13 protein-coding genes are annotated in these 16,468 nt (G+C 45.1%); 3 read left to right on the forward strand and 10 right to left on the reverse strand.

The window, feature by feature from the left end; genetic code table 11:
- Positions 1-42: 42 nt before the first annotated feature.
- Together UNITIG_RS21515 and UNITIG_RS21520 are read right to left on the reverse strand one after the other, a co-directional pair.
- On the reverse strand, positions 43-2,106 hold the full coding sequence (locus UNITIG_RS21515) for a bifunctional diguanylate cyclase/phosphodiesterase (RefSeq protein ID WP_101760395.1): 2,064 nt from the start codon (positions 2,104-2,106) through the stop codon (positions 43-45).
- 252 nt (positions 2,107-2,358) lie between these two features.
- The gene (locus UNITIG_RS21520) at positions 2,359-3,375 is read right to left on the reverse strand and encodes a hypothetical protein (RefSeq protein WP_145999257.1); all 1,017 of its coding nucleotides are present in this window, start codon (positions 3,373-3,375) and stop codon (positions 2,359-2,361) included.
- A gap of 314 nt (positions 3,376-3,689) precedes the next feature.
- Between UNITIG_RS21520 and UNITIG_RS21525 the strand changes: the two genes are divergently transcribed.
- Positions 3,690-4,097 (forward strand): FimV family protein, encoded by a 408-nt coding sequence (locus tag UNITIG_RS21525; RefSeq protein ID WP_101760397.1) that lies wholly within the window; start codon positions 3,690-3,692, stop codon positions 4,095-4,097.
- A gap of 10 nt (positions 4,098-4,107) precedes the next feature.
- On the opposite strand, the gene UNITIG_RS21530 is transcribed toward UNITIG_RS21525, so the two are convergent.
- Both UNITIG_RS21530 and UNITIG_RS21535 read right to left on the reverse strand, forming a co-directional pair.
- Positions 4,108-4,989: a phytanoyl-CoA dioxygenase family protein gene (locus UNITIG_RS21530; RefSeq protein ID WP_101760398.1), complete on the reverse strand. Its 882-nt coding sequence runs from the start codon at positions 4,987-4,989 to the stop codon at positions 4,108-4,110.
- A gap of 14 nt (positions 4,990-5,003) precedes the next feature.
- A complete protein-coding gene (locus tag UNITIG_RS21535; RefSeq protein WP_101760399.1) occupies positions 5,004-5,300 on the reverse strand; it encodes a hypothetical protein in 297 nt (98 codons plus the stop codon).
- A gap of 159 nt (positions 5,301-5,459) precedes the next feature.
- Between UNITIG_RS21535 and UNITIG_RS21540 the strand changes: the two genes are divergently transcribed.
- The gene (locus UNITIG_RS21540) at positions 5,460-6,728 is read left to right on the forward strand and encodes a CinA family nicotinamide mononucleotide deamidase-related protein (protein WP_101760400.1); all 1,269 of its coding nucleotides are present in this window, start codon (positions 5,460-5,462) and stop codon (positions 6,726-6,728) included.
- 12 nt (positions 6,729-6,740) lie between these two features.
- Here UNITIG_RS21540 and UNITIG_RS21545 read toward each other — a convergent pair whose 3' ends face one another.
- Positions 6,741-7,430: a hypothetical protein gene (locus UNITIG_RS21545; RefSeq protein ID WP_101760401.1), complete on the reverse strand. Its 690-nt coding sequence runs from the start codon at positions 7,428-7,430 to the stop codon at positions 6,741-6,743.
- Between the two features lie 3 nt (positions 7,431-7,433).
- Complete coding sequence (locus UNITIG_RS21550) at positions 7,434-8,684, reverse strand: MFS transporter (RefSeq protein WP_101760402.1); 1,251 nt, start codon at positions 8,682-8,684, stop codon at positions 7,434-7,436.
- A 174-nt stretch (positions 8,685-8,858) separates the two neighbouring features.
- On the opposite strand from UNITIG_RS21550, the gene UNITIG_RS21555 reads away from it, so the two are divergent.
- Positions 8,859-10,436 (forward strand): AbgT family transporter, encoded by a 1,578-nt coding sequence (locus UNITIG_RS21555; RefSeq protein ID WP_101760403.1) that lies wholly within the window; start codon positions 8,859-8,861, stop codon positions 10,434-10,436.
- A 183-nt stretch (positions 10,437-10,619) separates the two neighbouring features.
- Here the strand turns inward: UNITIG_RS21555 and phoU are convergent, their stop codons facing one another.
- From phoU to UNITIG_RS21575, 4 genes are all read right to left on the reverse strand, one after another.
- Positions 10,620-11,342 (reverse strand): phosphate signaling complex protein PhoU, encoded by a 723-nt coding sequence (gene phoU / locus UNITIG_RS21560; protein WP_101760404.1) that lies wholly within the window; start codon positions 11,340-11,342, stop codon positions 10,620-10,622.
- Positions 11,343-11,384: 42 nt separating this feature from the next.
- A complete protein-coding gene (gene pstB / locus UNITIG_RS21565) occupies positions 11,385-12,152 on the reverse strand; it encodes a phosphate ABC transporter ATP-binding protein PstB (RefSeq protein WP_235015589.1) in 768 nt (255 codons plus the stop codon).
- 120 nt (positions 12,153-12,272) lie between these two features.
- A complete protein-coding gene (pstA, locus tag UNITIG_RS21570; protein ID WP_101760406.1) occupies positions 12,273-13,979 on the reverse strand; it encodes a phosphate ABC transporter permease PstA in 1,707 nt (568 codons plus the stop codon).
- Positions 13,980-14,080: 101 nt separating this feature from the next.
- Positions 14,081-16,306: an ABC transporter permease subunit gene (locus tag UNITIG_RS21575; protein WP_200821413.1), complete on the reverse strand. Its 2,226-nt coding sequence runs from the start codon at positions 16,304-16,306 to the stop codon at positions 14,081-14,083.
- Positions 16,307-16,468: the final 162 nt, after the last annotated feature.

The following is a 16,468-nucleotide window of genomic DNA, read 5'->3' on the forward strand; positions in this document are numbered from 1 at the left end:
TTTTTTATCTGTACAGTAAACGATGTAACTCGAATAAAGCCATCAGCCCTGATGCGTTTTCAACGCTGTTACATTTTCGGGTAGAACTGGATCCGTATTTCCCCTGACAACATCAGCTGAAGGCTTGGCGATGAAAAAACCTTGTGCATAATCAATACCGTAGCTTTTAAGCAAATCATAGGTTTCCTGATCACCAACATATTCTGCCACCACTTTTTTACCACAGGCCTTGGCAATGTCCACCATCGATTTAACCAGAGCGCGATCAATTTTATCTTCCAATATCCGCTCAACAAACTCACCTTCAATTTTCACATATTCTACCGGCATATTTTTCAAATACGAAAACGAACTAAAGCCGGAACCAAAATCATCCACTGCAAACTGGAAGCCATAAGACTGCAAGCGAACCATTTTCTGCGAAGCATTATAGATATTACCCACTGCGGCCCGCTCGGTTAGTTCAAACACTACTTGAGAGGCATCTATATCATATTCATTAAATGTTCTAACGACACGATTTACAAAATCAGGGTCTACCAACAGCTGCCCCGAAAGGTTGACATAAAACCGAACTCGGCGACCTTCATTATTCAACGCTTCCAACGCCTTCATACTGTGCCTGATTACCCAGTAGTCGATTTCGGTAGCTAATCCAAAGCGTTCGGCTACTGGAATAAATAAGTTAGGCGGTACCAATTCACCCTCTTCGCCTATCATCCGCAGCAGCGCCTCATAACTAGGGATACCGCCTTCTTCTACTCCGACAATAGGCTGGTAATGCAGCACAAATTTATCATTAGCCAACGCTTCAGCAATACGATGTGACCAACCAATATCCAATTTATTTTCATCATTGGCTTGCGCCTCATACAAATGAAAACGATTTCGGCCTTGCGATTTGGCGTTATAACAAGCCATATCTGCGTTAGAGAAAGCCTCTTCAGCACTTTGCTTATCTGCTTCTATCAAGGCCGCACCCACTGAGCAATAAATATTAAACGTCTTACCTTGCTCGATAAACAAAAAATCATACATAGATTTAACGATAGAGTTAGCAATTTCAATTGCGCCCGACTTATCAACTGATTTAGCCAATACCGCAAATTCATCACCACCTAATCGACAAACCACATCATCCGTCCGCATACGCTTTTTTAACAGCTCAGCAATTTGTACCAGCAAGCGATCGCCAGATGCATGACCTAACGTGTCATTAACATATTTAAATTGATCCAAATCGATAAAGAATAACGCGCTTTTATCCTTTTCTTTAACAACTCGCTGCTTCTCTTGCTCTAATAAATTATTAAAACTACGCTTATTTATTAAACCGGTTAAGGCATCGTAATCTGCCAATCGGCGTAACTCTGCATCGCGGCCTTTAATCGCATTAATCGTGGCATTTAACGCATTGCTAATTGCGACGATTTCTTCATCGCCATTTTTACTGACCCAAACATCAGTATCACCTTGAGCCAGACGATTTAATGGTTCACGTAAATCAAGTAGTGGTTTTAGCGCATTGGTAGTTAACTGACGACCAATCACAGCTGCTATACAAAACAATATTGCGAAGAAAAAACTGCCCTTGATAATATTGTCCACCAAATGACTTTGGTGTGAACTAAAATCAAGACCCATATCAATATAGCCGATGACTTCCACGCTCTCAGCAGCAGAGTCATCCATATCAAAATCCAGCATTTCATCCGCGCGCATTGACACAATCGAGACCGGCGCAATCATTCGCATCAACGAATGCTGCACAGTAATCACATTGCTTATAGCGCGGCCATTTTTTAGCTCGGTACGGGTAAAATCATCAAAGACACTCTTATTAAAGACAGGCACATCAAGGTCAGCTGAAGAGGATGCAATATATTCAGCCAGCACACCAACGCCATCAGCTTTATAAAACTTTAAATAGGATACTTCCGAATAATTATTAATGTAATTTTCTATTGCAGTAAATTCATTGATATCTTGTGACACATAAAGCGGAGTACTGAGTTCGTCCAGTTTATTCATCCATTGCCCAGCTTGCTGTTCAAAAGTATTTTGAATGGCATTGCTGGAAATGATCCAGAATCCGGTTACCGCCATGATATACACCAGCACCCCCAACTTAACAACAACAATTGGAAGCGGCGCACCAAACTACCTGATTTCTTTCGTCCATGCCTACGTGTCAACAGCTCTGACTGTCGTAATCGGCTGCCAAATTGCGCCCACTTCATTTCAATACAGCCAACTAAATCCTGTAGGCTTTCTTTAACTTGAAGTCGCAATTTTTCTGACATTATTTGTAATTTCTTATACGTCACTTTCATTCAATCCGTTTAATTGCCCCGGCATCTACAGGGCTAAATTTAGCTGTTCCACAGCTCGTTGATTTATTTCGATTACTGCTTTTTCTAATAATCTAAATGAAGGCCCGGTTGTCGATAGCTGTACAATAGCCTGCTGAGCAATATCGTCTGGATCTGCACCCACGTACATTAAACCGCCATACTTCAGTAACTGCTGATTAAAGAGTGCGACCTGCTTGCCCTGCTTGACACTGATACTCATGAAGTCCTTCATCGTGCGACGACTTAAAATGCGATGATCCGGCAATAGCCAATAGCCCTGCACCTCTTCATTTAACTGCTTTAATTCATACAGCATTTCTTTATCATTGGCGGCCTCTCGGTGTAAAACCTCAATATCAAAACGCTGCCCAGCCAATTTAATCTGTGCAATAGTCTGTTCATTTTGCGGGCCGGTAATAATGCCGACATGAGTCAAGTTTGGCGCTAACGTTTTCCATGTCGAAAACAATTGATCCGCATCAGGCACCATACTCACACCTGAAAACCCTGCCTCCAACAAGCCTTCCTGCTGATGATTAAAGACTTGCGCAAATACTCGATGTCTATCCTCAAGGTCTACTGCCCAACGGGCGGCTGCAGCACCAATTAGCAACACTTGCTGATGCTTTGAGTTTTTCAAGCGATTAATTTCTGACGCTTGGGGCGCTGGGGAAGACAGCTCAAAGACTTCACTTTCGCCTGCAAACCTCTGGGCGACCGCATTGGCAATTTGCTGGTAATTTTCATTGCCCTTAATCAACACTATGGCCAACGATTGTGGCTTTGGCTGCTGAGTCGGCACCACGCTTTGCGGCAGCGGCTCCGAAGTTGGCGAGACTTTAACCGGCGGCTTTACCATTACCACCACCTCATTCGTACTAACGGAATCAGTAGCGGTCTTCATGGGCTCATCACGCACCTCAATCGCACTACAACCCTGCAACAATACCAGCAGCAACGCACCTAATTGCAACGATCGTTTAGACCATACCCCTGCATTATACCCAGCTTGTACAAGCAACTCTCAGCACCCCGAAACAACAATTAATTGACTAATCAGGCCGGAATTATAGCCAATAAACTGTCGGAACTGTGATGCGAATCACGGTAATAATAAGGGTCCGATATACGAATAATTTATAAATAAATCAATAAATTAAATAAAAAGTCATTAGCGTATTTAGATACACCGCGATGCGACAAGGAGTTGTCAAACTCAAATAAATGACGACCAATTCAAAGTTTTTGCCAGTAAAATGGCGTATCTTCCAAAGACTAACAACATCAGCATATTGACCTATACTCAACTCTCATTGATCAGCCAAGGACACACCAGTGAAACTGCTAGCCACACTGCCGCTCCCACTAATACGCACAACACTCCTGCTGAGCAGCCTGCTTTTAGCGCTCACTACTCATGCTCTGGAACTCGGTGAGATATCCATCAAATCCAATCTAGGGGAACCCCTGAATGCTCAACTGCCTATTCGCAAGCATGAGGATTTTGGTCCAGCTGAATTATTGATCAACCAGGCACCGGCTGATATTTACAATCAAATGGGCGTTGACCGCAGCGCGCTGTATCAGGAACTGCGGTTTGATGTGAACGAGCTAGGGCTGCTAACGATATCCTCACCCCAGCCCATTAAAGAACCCTATTTAAATTTCATCCTGCAGTTTCGTTGGGCCGACGGTGAATTGTACCGGGAATTCAATTTGTTACTGGATCCACCGGCGCCATAAGCCAGCAGTATCAGGCCTTCTCCACGGCTTTCGCCAGATGATCTATCTGGCCGTCCTCACTCCCTAACAACACATCATTGTAATGACGCTGACCGCGGTGATGCTGGAAATCACGATCAAAATTCAGCAACACACTGATCCGGTATTCATGACTCCCTAGTGCAGGTGGTGGCGCGCAATGCATAACATCACTGTAGTGCAAGCTCACATCTCCCGCCTTCGCCGCAACCGTCACACCAGTTGGCGCTGCATTATCGTTGGCATCCATAAAACCAAAGCTAGCCTTATGCGAGCCCGGTAAAAACTTTAATGCCCCGGCTGCTGGTGTTGCGTCATATAAATAAATACTGCAGATAATCTTCGGGCACATCACCGCATGACCTCCCAATCCGCAATCGCGATGCCAGGGTAAATCCGATAAGCCCGCCACCATAGCGGGATTTTTGTAGACAACCGTAACCCCGTCCACTTCATCAGGGCTCATCGCTTTTAACTCCGGCAACATCGCTTCGATTTTTTTGACTTGGGGATGTTGATACAAACGGTTAAACTCAGCCAACACCGCAGCGTGAATCACCCGGGTCAAGACAGCATCGCCCCTTTGATTTTTCCCCCACCAGGAAGTGTTATCCCCCTCTTTCGCCATCGATTTCAATTTTTCTGCACCCGACCGAAACAGAGTTAACTCCTGCTCTGAAAACACATTTTTCAACAGCACATAACCTGTTGCGTCCAGAAAATCTCTTATCGGTACCGTATCATCCGTTAAAGGAAATACCGCCGCAGGATCTATCACCACTCCCCTGCTAGACGTAATCGGCAGACTCGCGTCATATAAAGGCCTACCGTGAAACATCGCACGTATTGCCGGCTCCCACCGGATGAAATTCATCGGGTCACCTCGCACTACCGTAATACTATTGCCATACACCAAACCGGGGCCGACTCTAAATCATGTACCAAGCCCTGCCAGCTACTGGCCTCGATCTCAATAATGGTTTCCGCCTCTGTGCCTGCAACAATAGCAATACTCTCGCTGCCAGGCATATAACTATAAGCGTGATCAGAATCCTTTAAGATAAAACCAATACTGGGTAATTCTCGTGCTGCCATCGCAGCGAGTACACCGTTACCTGAAGCTAATCGACCGGGTAAATCCCGCAAATGGAATTCATGGAAGTCAATTTCAGGAAAATCATTCATGGTTTCTTACCTATCAAATAGTTTTGTTTGGCAAACAACATATGCGGATAACAATTAACTACAGCCAATTGAAAACGGATTCGTTACTATAGCGTCCTTACTTGTATTGCTGCAATTTGTCTGCGGACACCATAACCATCAAAACACTATAAAGCGATTATGAAAATACAATTATTACTCACCGGTAATGAACTTATGTCGGGACATACCGTGGACTCCAACTCGGCTATGATCGCAGAATTATTGGCCAACAAAACCTATAACATTCACCGTAAAGTCACGATCAGCGATGATATCAATGGCTTGGTAACAGAGATGGATCTTATCAGCCAACAAGCCGACGTGCTTATAGTCAATGGCGGTTTGGGACCAACTGTTGACGACCTGACGGCTCAAGCACTGTCGCTGCTAGTCAAGCAGCCCATCGAAGTAAATCGCACCGCAGCAAACCATCTGCAACAGTGGTGTGATCGACGCAAACTGCCGATGAATGATGCCAACCTGAAACAAGCACAACTCCCCAAGGGCGTCGAAATCATTCCCAACCCCACCGGCAGTGCCGTCGGTTTTTGCATCAATCACAACGACTGCTTGATCATTTGCACGCCGGGTGTACCCAGTGAATTACGCTTAATGATGGAACAAACCATCGTCGAACTCATTTGCCAGCGCTTTCCCAATGACGAATATATTTCAACGATCCGCCTCCAGACTTTTGGGCTAGGTGAATCCAGCTTGCAGCAATTAGTGAATAAAGAACTGACTGACTGGCCCGCCGAAGTGGAACTGGGATTTAGAGCGGGCCTACCCTTATTGGAAGTAAAACTCAGCATTCATAATACCGCGCACCAAGCCTTGCAAAAAAAGTGCTACCAGCAATTACAAGAAAAAATTGGTGACTATATTATTGGTGAAAACAACTGCACACTAGCGTCAGCAGTGATTGATTTACTCAACAGAAGACAACAAAAAATTACCACCGCCGAATCCTGTACTGGTGGTTTAATTGCCGCATCAATCACTGAAATAGCCGGGGCATCTGCGGTGTTTGAAGCCGGCTTTGTCACCTATTCCAACAGTATGAAGCAGCAACTAATCGGAGTTGACCCCGCAATATTGTTAGCGCATGGCGCGGTCAGCGAACCCGTAGTACTGGCAATGGCTGCCGGCGCTATTAGCCGCAGCGGCGCTGATTATGCCATCGCAGTTTCTGGTATTGCCGGACCAGACGGCGGTAGCGATGACAAACCCGTCGGAACTGTTTGGATGGCTTGGGGGGCTAAGGGCAACCTGCAAAGTCGGCGTTTACAATTTAACGCTTCACGACAATGGTTCCAGCAAATAGTCACCGCTACTACGCTGGACTTAATCCGCCGGGAATTATCAGGCATAGAAACCACCCCGCGGTATTTTCAAAAAAAGAAGTAATAGCCTTGAAGGCTAGATTGGCAGGAATACTGACAAGGTACTTTTCAAAACGGTATTTATAGTGCGATTATCACGATCGGCAATAATTTTCGCCATTAAATCCTGCGTTTGAATGAGTTTACCGTACAAGCGATCAAAACTCGTGTTATCCAATACACCGTTGCGTCGGTTACTAATAATAAACGCCCTGCCAGCGGTGTTCTTTTTATGCTTCAGTTTCCAGGCCATAACCTCGATATTTCTGGCACTGTTATAAAGCACCTGCGCATCCAACTCGTCCGTCAGAAAAAAGTCATCGTTGTAATTATACGAATGCCGCAACATGCCTGTTAAACCCACCATCAGTGCAAATACCCGATCGCCCTCAAAACGGGAATCAAACGCTAAACTCATCGCCGATATCTCTTCTGCAAACTGCAACTCGGCAAAACGTAAATGGCCAGATTGCTGAAACAACATCTGCTCTCGCTGCTTTACCGTCATAGCCACATTTTTCGCCAGCTCGGATGGGTTTCGCTTATACAGTTTTTGTAGCAGTCTAATTAAAACCTGCTGATTTTCTTGCCACACCATGTCCGTCACCATATCAATATCGGACTTGGCTAATTGCTTGATATGAAAACCCTGGGTACTACAACCCTGCAAGAATACAACTAACAACACGGATAACAAATAACGGTAGTTACGACACAACAACTTCATGTATTAACCCGCATCAGCCTCTGGATCTTTTAGTTTGATAGCATAGAAAAATAAGGGGACTAACACCAAACCGGCGAACCAGTAAGTATAACTGGGCTCTATAGAATAAATAAAACCGCCTAGCAACGGACCAATCACATACCCCATGCCTGGTGCCGAGGCTGACAAACCTGCCAACGCGCCTTGCTCGTCATGATTCACCGTCATAGTGGCCGTGACGTTATAGCCGGGTGATGCCATCCCCATGCCCATTCCAAATAGACCCATACCCACCATCAACCAGAATAATGCTGCGGTATTTGCAAGTAATAAATAACCAGCAATCACCAGGGGTAAACCTACCCGAAACAACCTCATAGGGTGAACATTCCAGCGCTGTACAATCACTAACTGTGAAAATAACATCGCCGATGAACACACCACCATTGCCAAGGCAAACTGCTGTACCGCCTGTTTGGATTCCAACTGCAATACATCCTGAAAATAAAACCCCAGAGTTTGCTGCACCATACCCATCATCGTATACAGCACTAAGCCGATACCTAAATAAACACGGTAACGTTTATCGAAATAGCGCAGCCTGGGCAGCTCCCGCCTCTTCGAAATATCCAAACCACTATCGGGCAATAAACGCCACACCAAAATAGCCGCCACAAAGGTAAGAAAAGCTTGTAAATACAGTGGCGCTAAATAACTAATTGCCACCAGTGTACCCAACGCGGGCCCAACCATAGTGCCTATTTGGCTCGCCGCAGACATCTTCCCCATGCCTTTGGTACGCTTCTGCAAGCTAGTCACATCGATCATATAAGCCGACGCCGCCGGATGCGTTGCGGACATTACCAGCACCAATAAAATCCGCGTCACCATTAACATGAGATAAAGCCCAAAGCCCGCCAGCACCCCATTCAAACCCAATTGCGCACTGCCATTAAATGCCAGTGTCCCCAGTGTATAGCCCAGCAACCCAATGATAATGATCGGCTTACGGCCAACCCGGTCACTGCGCCGCCCCCAATAAGGCGCAGCTATAAAAAAAGTAAGCGACGCTATGGAGGTCAATGAAGTAATGGCTAGCTCTTTCAGCGCAAAAGCACCAAAAAATGGAAGATTGACGACCAACTGGTCCAATGCCAGTTCCCGTCCCAGCATCGGAATAACCGCAAACACCACTGTCTGGCCCATACCAGTAGCCATAATGGCAAAATACAGAGCAAATAATTGTTTTTGAGAAACTTTAACAGGCGTTTGCATTAGGACGGCAGTTCAATAAGACTATGTGGGAATGTTAGCAACAACAGTAACGAGCAAGCAGTGATTTAGCAAGGCGCGTTACTTGTCAGCGGCTCAGCTTACTAAACTGATTAGATAATAATTTTGTGGCCACCAAATGAACTATCGGCTATCACTACTCAAAGAGAACACACCATGAACCACACCTCGCTCAGTGAGCGACTTCTGATAAAAATTGAACAGGCGGGAAATAAACTGCCTCACCCCACTCTATTATTTATTTATCTGTGTGGTTTTATTATTGCCCTCTCCGCAATAACTGCGGCAATGGATATACACGCCATACATCCGGTTAGTGGCGACACCATCACCGTAAGCAGCCTACTCAGCCGTGATGGTCTACATCTCATATTAACTAAAAGCGTTAGCAACTTTACCCAATTTGCACCCGTAGGCTCGGTGTTAGTCGCTATTATGGGCATCGGTGTCGCTGAGCGTTCGGGATTAATCGCTGCAGTGCTGACCGCCACAGTATTAAAGGCACCCAGACAATTATTGAGTTTCTTTATTGTATTTAGCGGTGTGCTATCAAGCCTGGCAATGGATACTGGCTATGTGGTGCTCATACCTTTAGCCGCGCTGGTTTTTCAAGCTGCTGGACGTCACCCAATTGCCGGTATTGCCGCAGCATTTGCTGGCGTATCCGGAGGCTTTAGCGCCAATCTTTTAATCGGCCCGGTGGATGCAATTCTGGGCGGAATCTCAGCAGAAGCTGCATCATTGGTCAAACCCGGTTACGAAGTTAGTGCCGCCGCCAATTATTATTTTATTATTGTGTCAACATTACTCATCAGCGTAGTAGGTACATGGATCACAGAAAAAATTGTGATCCCCCGCTTGGGTGAAACGACTGCAAACATTACCGAAGCCGTAAGAACCACTCTGAATCCTGCAGAAAAAAAGGCGTTGCAAAGCGTAGGTCTATTTTCAGTTGTTTGCATTGCCCTATTATTAGCCACTCTTATACCGGAACAAGGGTTACTGCGTGCGGATAACGGCAGCATTTTAAACTCGCCTTTTATCAAAGGCATTGTGGTTCTCATTGCTATTTATGCTGCCATCGCTGGCTTACTGTACGGCAAAGTCAGTGGTAATTTTACTCGACAAGATGATTTTATTGACGGTATGGAAACCAGTATCAGCATGATGGCAAGCTACATTGTGCTGATGTTTTTTGCGGCGCAATTTGTTAGTTATTTTAACTGGAGTCAACTGGGTGCTATTAGTGCAATTAATGGCGCGCAATTTTTGCAGTCGATGAATTTGAGTGCGCCCACCCTAATGGTGAGCTTCGTTATTATGTCGGCGTTAATCAACTGCTTAATTGGCAGCTCATCCGCCAAGTGGGCATTGTTTGCCCCCATCTTTGTCCCGATGTTTTTATTATTGGGCATTAGCCCTGAAGCCACTCAAGTCGCTTACCGGATCGGTGATAGCTCGACCAATATCATTACGCCACTGATGCCGTATTTTGGGGTGGTCGTCGCTTTTGTACAGCGTTACGACAAAGAAGCTGGGATAGGCACTATCATTGCAACCATGCTGCCTTACTCGATAGCCTTCCTGGTCAGCTGGTCAGCCCTATTGGTATTGTGGATTTTGCTGGATTGGCCACTGGGACCGGGGCGGGAATATTTTTATAACTGCTTACTTAATAACCAACAAAAAATAACTATGTCAGTCGAGTATTGCACTCGCTTCTGTCCGGGATAAATCTAAAACACACCAGATAAGTTGAAGTCATCCCCGACGCCGATCTGGAATGACGAATAAAAAATTGAGTCTCCGTCTTATCTCGACACGTTTCGTGCTATTAGTGAAGGCTGAAACTCTAAAACTGCTAATTTATCCCGGACAGAAGTGAGCCCAATATTCGACAGATAGCCAACAAGCTCTCTATTTTTTGTCTTCAACTTCAGCCGTCATTGCAGTAATACCAATATGACGAACATCTTTTCCTTTCACTAAATAAATAACATGCTCGGCAATGTTCCGGGCATGGTCACCTACTCGTTCCAAAGCACGCAAGGTCCACAACACATTAATCATCTGACTAATCGAGCGCGGATCTTCCATCATAAAAGTAATAATACTGCGTACAGCACTCCCATACTCTTCATCAACTAACTTATCTTCTTTCGCTACTGCCAGTGCCATATCGGGGTCAAATCGGGCAAAAGCATCAAGGGCATCACGCACCATGTAACCGACATGATTACCGATATGACGAATTTCTTTATAACCGCGCGGCGATTCTCCAGTTTCAATTAGCTGTAACGCCTGGGTAGCAATTTTTCCAGCCTCATCACCAATCCGCTCCAAATCAATTACGGCTTTACTGATAGCGATCACTAATCTCAAATCACTTGCAGCGGGTTGACGGCGCGCTAGAATGCGTGTGCACTCCTCATCAATGGATCGCTCCATATAGTTAATTTTTTTATCGTCTAATTTAACCAACTCAGCTTTCGGCGCATCGGCATCTATTAAAGATGAAATAGCTTCGCGTACCTGTTTTTCAACCATACCACCCATTTCCAATAAATGGGTTTTAATTTCATCCAGCTCATTATTAAACTGCTGGGAGATATGATGTCCGTGGGTATCTTTATCAATCATAATAAAATCCTGTGGGGTTCCAGAATTAACACACTAAGCCGCTTAACCATATCGACCAGTAATATAATCTTCTGTTTGCTTTTTATTTGGGTTAGTGAATAGTTTATCCGTCGTATCAAACTCAATCAGCTTGCCCATATACAAAAACGCTGTGTAATCTGAAACTCGCGCCGCCTGCTGCATATTGTGAGTAACGATCACAATGGTGTATTTGGATTTTAGCTCATTTATCAGCTCTTCGATTTTTAATGTTGAAATCGGGTCCAGTGCTGACGCAGGCTCATCCAATAACAGTACTTCTGGCTCAATCGCAATAGTGCGAGCAATTACCAAGCGCTGCTGCTGACCGCCCGACATACCTAGAGCGCTATCGTGTAAACGGTCTTTGACTTCGTCCCATAACGCTGCCTGGCGCAAGGATTTTTCAACCACCTCATCCAGTACGCGCTTTTTATTCACACCCTGAATTCGCAAACCATAAGCCACGTTTTCATAAATCGACTTGGGAAAAGGGTTTGGTTTCTGGAATACCATGCCGATACGACGGCGTAATGAGGCCACATCGATACCACGCTGATAGATATCATCCTGATCCAACAAAATTTTCCCGGTGATTTCGCAGCCATCAACCAAGTCATTCATTCGGTTAAAGCAGCGTAGCAAGGTAGACTTACCGCATCCACTAGGCCCAATAAATGCAGTTACACGCTGCTGGGGTATCGATAAATTAATATCGTAGAGCGCCTGCTTTTTCCCTTCATAAAACAGGTTTAGATCATGCACAGACAAGCTAACTTCTTCATCAGCCATAGTATATTGCTGCGCAGAGCGACCGATACCGTCCATATTTATTGCATGTGATTTCACGTTTAAACTCTCACTATTCATTAATATTTTTTCAACACTATGTATTGAAAATACTTGGGCACTTTACATTTCCAGCGATTTATATTTCTCACGCAGATGATTACGTAAAGCAACCGCGCTAAAGTTCAGCAGGGCAATAATCACGACCAGTAATAAAGCCGTGGCATAAACTAATGGTCTGGCTGCTTCAACATTAGGACTTTGAAAGCCCACATCATAGATATGAAACCCCAGGTGCATAAACTTTTGATCCAAATGCATATAAGGATAATTACCATCAACCGGTAGTGACGGTGCCAGTTTGACCACACCCACCAACATCAATGGCGCTACCTCACCGGCTGCACGAGCAACCGCCAAAATCAAACCCGTCATCATGGCAGGGCTAGCCATTGGCAACACTACACGCCACAATGTTTCCGCTTTAGTTGCACCTAGCGCCAAACTGCCTTCTCGCAAGGCTTTAGGAATCCGTGACAAACCTTCTTCTGTTGCCACAATAACTACTGGCAATGTCAACAACGCCAAGGTTAATGAAGCCCATAATAAACCTGGAGTACCAAAAGTCGGTGCTGGCAACGCCGCAGGGAAAAGCGCCTTATCAATTTCAGCGCCGAGAAAATAAATGAAGAAACCCAAGCCGAATACCCCATAAACAATCGATGGCACCCCTGCCAAATTGTTTACGGCAATTCTAATAATACGGGTCATCAAACCTTGTCTGGCATACTCTCGCAAATATACGGCTGCAACCACACCAAACGGGGTCACCATCACCGACATTAACAACACCATCATTACGGTACCAAAAATGGCGGGGAAAATACCACCTTCAGTATTAGCCTCTCGGGGTTCATCACTTAGAAACTCCCAAAACTTTTCGAGATAGGCAACAGACTTCTGTAGCACATTCATGCCATTGGGTTGATAAGCATGCACGACTACCGCTAACGGAATTTCTACCTCCGCACCACTCATGGTCTCAGCAATAAAACTGTCGCGATTAATTTGCTGATAGAGTGTCACCAACTGCTCTTGTAATACCGCATAGCGCTGATCCAACTCCGCTCGGGTGGTAGCAATATCTGCCTGCGCTAATGCCTTATCTGCAGCACTGATATTGTTTTTTAACTCCAGACTACGACCAGCTAAACGCAAACGTTCAATCTGATAGTTAATGGCGCCAATATCACCTTTTTCTATAGTTTCAATGTCATTATGAATCTGTAGTGCGCGTTGAATACGGGTTTGAAATTCAGCCCAGGTATTTTCAGTGACAACAATATTTCCAGATTCTTTTACCGTTTTAAGGTAACCGTAAAAATTACCCCATTCACGGCGCTCTATGGCCATAATATCTTCAGGGTAGGTTTTATCGCTGACAAAATCCTCTATAATCCAGGCAAAATCCATACCTGAAACATCGCGATTACCCTGCTTGATTAAGCTGCGGGTAATAAACAGACTATCGCTATCAAGATTAACTCCCGCTGATTTCAGCTGTTCAAGCGAGACCTGTTCACTTTCAACCACTTCGCCAATAATCGTTTTTACTGGCTGACCTGGTAATGCGTATTGTGCCTGCAGTACATCACTAGGCCAAAAATGGCCAAAACCCCGTACCGCCAGCAGCAACAGCAAGCCCACAACAGCGACTACACTAATACTAACCGCAGCAGCATTTAACCAAATGAACGGATCGCCATTGCGCAACCATTGTTTAGCTGATTGCGGCTTCACTGATAACCTTGTTTGTTCAACTATTGTCATAAAATTACACTATTTAATAACTTAACCTGAATTCAATCAGGCTATGTTTAATATGAGCTATCACTTGCAGCTCATGCTAATAAATCAACGCGCAACGGTGGTTACAGGGAACCGTACTTCTTACGCAAGCGCTGGCGTACAACTTCTGCCACGGTATTGACTGCAAAAGTAAATAAAAACAGTACGAAAGCCGCCAGGAATAACACCCGAAAATGTGAGCTATCGACTTCTGTTTCACCAATTTCAACAGCGATATTAGCTGCCAGAGTTCGCATGCCTTCAAAAATATTGGCGTCCATCACCGGTGTATTGCCTGTAGCCATTAATACAATCATAGTTTCGCCTACCGCACGCCCCATCCCAATCATTAAAGCAGAAAATATGCCTGGACTGGCCGTAGGTATAATTACTCCAATTAAGGTCTGCCATGGTGTTGCGCCTAACGCGAGTGAACCATAACTCAAAGACTTTGGTACTGAGAAAATCGCATCTTCTGCGATAGAAAAAATAGTTGGCACCACCGCAAACCCCATTGCAACTCCAACCACCATCGCATTACGCTGATCATAAGAAATACCGAGGTCATGAGTTAGCCAGGCGCGCATATCGCCATGAAAAAACCATACTTCCAATATTCCGCTGGCAGCGACACAGCCCCAGCAGATAAAAATGACAACAGGGATTAATAAAATAGGATGCCAGCCATCAGGCACGCTGAGTCGAATTTTATTAGGCAATCGACTCCAGGCAAATCCAAACATCAGCACGCCGATGGGCATCATTAAGAAAATACTAAAAACACCGGGTAAATTTCTTTCCATAAAAGGAGCCAGCCATAAGCCTGCTAAAAACCCTAAAATTACAGTAGGCAGCGCCTCCATTAACTCCACTAACGGCTTAACTTTTCTGCGTACAGTCGGCGCCATGAAATATGCAGTGTAGATTGCACCACACAAGGCTAATGGGGTAGCAATTAGCATGGCATAAAATGCCGCCTTTAACGTACCAAATGCTAGCGGGGTAAAACTGTATTTCGCCTCAAAATCAGTATTGGACGCCGAAGACTGCCAGATGTAATCAGGTTCAGGGTAACTCTCGTACCAGACTTTTTCCCACAGTGCTTGCCAGGAAACCTCCGGGTGCTCATTATATAAATCCCAATAGGTAAACTCACCACTCTGAGTTCGGCTTAGCAGTGCATCAGCTCTTGGTGCCAATGCTAGTTGCTGAATGTTAGTGGTATTCGCAGCAACACTTTTGGCTAATAAATGACGACCAGAGGTCGTATGGTAGATACTCACTTCATTGTTTTGGTCTAACGTGACAAATCCTTTGCGACGATGCTCCACCACTAATTGTTTAATAGCAGTATCACTTTGCTGGAATTGTCTAATGTTTCTCAACCGTGGTGTTTTACCCGGCTGACGCACCATAAAAGTTTGTACTACTTCTCCTTGATCACTAGCTACAAGCAGTGAAATATCGCCCAATAAAAACCGGACATCGGTAACTCTGTCACCATCAAAAAAGCGGCCGGCATCAATCACTTCTTCATCAGCTAAACTGATGACCCGATAATCACCAGACTTGCTAATCAAATATAACCAACGCTGATCAGGTCCCACTAGCAGCCAATCAATATTAATATCCACTTCCGGTAAATTCAGGCGTTCTTCCCTCAGCACCACTTCCTCAGTCAAAAAGTCTTCCTCTTTGATCTGCCGAACGCCTTGTAGCTGACGATTAATTTTTGCAATTAGCAACATTTCATCGTCGGTATCACGAACGACCAGCTGGGTTATAGTGCCCTCTCCCAGAGATATGGGTACCTCGCCATACGGGTATTCCAAAATGGGTGAAATCAAGCGCTGATCATTCGGGTAACTAATCTTGTATTTTGGCGCAGCCAACACCACTTGGTTATTTGCAGCGACAGCAAACAGTGGCTGCTGTTCCGAGTTCAGCGCAAAGCTGGTAATAGCCCCCTCTACAGGTAGCTGGAACTGTTTAATCGTAGCGCCATCCTCAGCAAAGAAAAACTGCACCTGGCCGCCACGATCCAGCTGCATGGCAACCTCGGCCTGTTCTTCCATCGCCAAATAGAGGACATCACCATTAGCTGCTACAGAATAGGTTTGCAGGGGCTCTAAACTGGCCGACTTAAACAGCGGCACAATTTCGTAAAGCAAATAGAAGAAAATCAGCAGGATTGCGACTAATACCCCCATACCACCGGCGGTAATAGTGAAATTAGTTAGGCTATCTTTAGCTTGGCGCCAGCCACCCAGGCGCTCCTGAGTCAAGCTAGTTCGTTGTTTTGTGCTCATAGATGGGGAAACCGTATCAATCATCGCTGGGATTATATGAATCAATTATGACACTTATGTTACAGCGAAAAACTAAATCCCATTCAATTCAGTTGGCCGGACTTTAGTGATAAATGCCCGTACATAAAAAAGCCACGGTCAGGGACCGTGGCGATAATCAGA

Source organism: Oceanicoccus sp. KOV_DT_Chl (assembly GCF_900120175.1).
GTDB lineage: Bacteria > Pseudomonadota > Gammaproteobacteria > Pseudomonadales > Dasaniaceae > Oceanicoccus.